The following is a 1,686-nucleotide window of genomic DNA, read 5'->3' as shown; positions in this document are numbered from 1 at the left end:
GTAACCCCATCCCCCGAGGACCTTGCTGACGTCGCTAATGGCCGTGTCGACGGCGTCGCGACCGAAGACGCGCCAGGCCAGCGCGCCGCGGTTGAAGGAACCGAGCAGATGGAAGTCGGTGAAGCCGCAGAGGAGGTAGGCGTAAGCCGCGACGTAAGGACGGACACTGCCATCCAGCCACCCAGGCCACGGCTGGAGGAAGTCCTGGGCACTGGTGCCGATCAAGCTGAGCCACTCCTCGTTCGACCAGCCCCAGAACGCGGCGTCGTGAGCAGCACCGTGCAACAGCACCAAGGCGATGGCGTCGTTGGCCGAACGACGGTGATGCCGAGTGTCGGGCATCCAGCGCAGCGCCTGCATGGTGTCGTCCAGAGGGCGCATGAGCCGGGTGGTCATGCTCCACTCCTCGGCGTTCAACGCGTTCGATCTCCACCGGCTCCGCCGCAGATCGAAGCCAAGAGTCTTGATCGCGGTGAGTTCCCGGGCGGTCATGGTGGGACAGCGATCGTAACGATCCAGGTCGACAGGCCACGCCCTGCCCGAACCCACGGCCGGATGGCGTGCGGCCGCCGTGCTCGCCGCCGTCACGATCGCGCCTCCGGCGCCTGGCCGCCGAGCTGGGCAAGCTGCCGGATTCGCCAGGCATGGATCTGCTGCATCCCCTTCTGCAGCTTGTCGGCGAGCTCCCGCCCGGATAGATGGATGTACTGGATCGTGGAGTCTGTGTGGCGATGACCAGCGAAGATAGCGATCTCGTGGATCTCCCATCCCGCCCGGGCGAGATCAGTGAGACACAGATGCCGGGTGGTATGGGTGGAGAATCGGGGGACGCCGGCCCCCAGCGCGATCCGGCGCACGATCTTCGACCAACTCCACAATGTGAGCGGCTGGGCGTAGTTGCGATGTGACTCCGACAGGAACAGACCACCTCGAGCCCGGGTCAACGACGCACGGTGGGCCAGGTAGGAGCTGAGTAGCACCCCGGCCGTCGCCGAGTAGGGGACGATCCGCTCCCGCCGCCCCTTGGTCGTCTCGGCCCGGACCCGCAACGTCCGGTGCGCCGGGTCCAGATCGTCGGTGCGCAGCGAGCACAATTCCTCACGTCGTAGCGCGGCGTCGTACGCCAGCGCGAGCATCACCCGATTGCGAATCGGCTCGTTGGCGGCGACCTGCAGGATCGCCGTCCACTGAGCCTCTGTGGGGATCCACGGCAGCCTGGTCAGTCGCGGGACCAGGCCGCGCTGGTGGCCGCCGAAGCGGCGGCCCGGCGTGTAGCGACCCCGTCCAACCGGGTTGGACTCGCGCAGACCCTCCTCGATGAGGAAGTCGTAGAACAGCCGGACCGGCACCAGTCGTTGCTGGATCGTGGCGTTCGACAGCCCCGACCCCGAGTCGATCGACACGACGTTGGCGCCGCGGCGGCTCGGCCGAGTGGAGAGCTCCCGCACGTGACCGGCGATGTGCTCTCGTGTCGCGCCCACCGGGTCGACGCCCTTCCGCTCACAGCGGTCGAGGTATTCGGCCAGGCCACGGGCGTAGGCGTCGATCGTCCGCGGCGCCCGTCCCAGATCGGTCCAGATCCGCAGCCACCGGGCCGCCTCATTGTGCCGTCCCAGGACAGGCCACTTCTCTTCCAGCACCACCGTGCCCAACGCTTCTCCTCAGTTCGTGGCGAGACCGAAGAGA

Annotated in this window: 2 protein-coding genes; both read right to left on the bottom strand. The window is 67.6% G+C overall.

All coding sequences use genetic code 11. The annotated features are described in order from the left end of the window. The coding region (locus tag ACBJ32_RS59255) for a hypothetical protein (RefSeq protein ID WP_375134383.1) at window positions 1-492 on the bottom strand (492 nt) is incomplete at its 3' end. Between the two features lie 92 nt (window positions 493-584). Then, a complete protein-coding gene (locus ACBJ32_RS59250; RefSeq protein ID WP_375134386.1) occupies window positions 585-1,643 on the bottom strand; it encodes a tyrosine-type recombinase/integrase in 1,059 nt (352 codons plus the stop codon). Window positions 1,644-1,686 lie beyond the last annotated feature (43 nt).

Source organism: Nonomuraea sp. GTA35 (assembly GCF_041950525.1).
Taxonomy (GTDB): Bacteria; Actinomycetota; Actinomycetes; order Streptosporangiales; family Streptosporangiaceae; genus Nonomuraea.
This window is presented reverse-complemented; position numbering and strand designations above follow the sequence as displayed.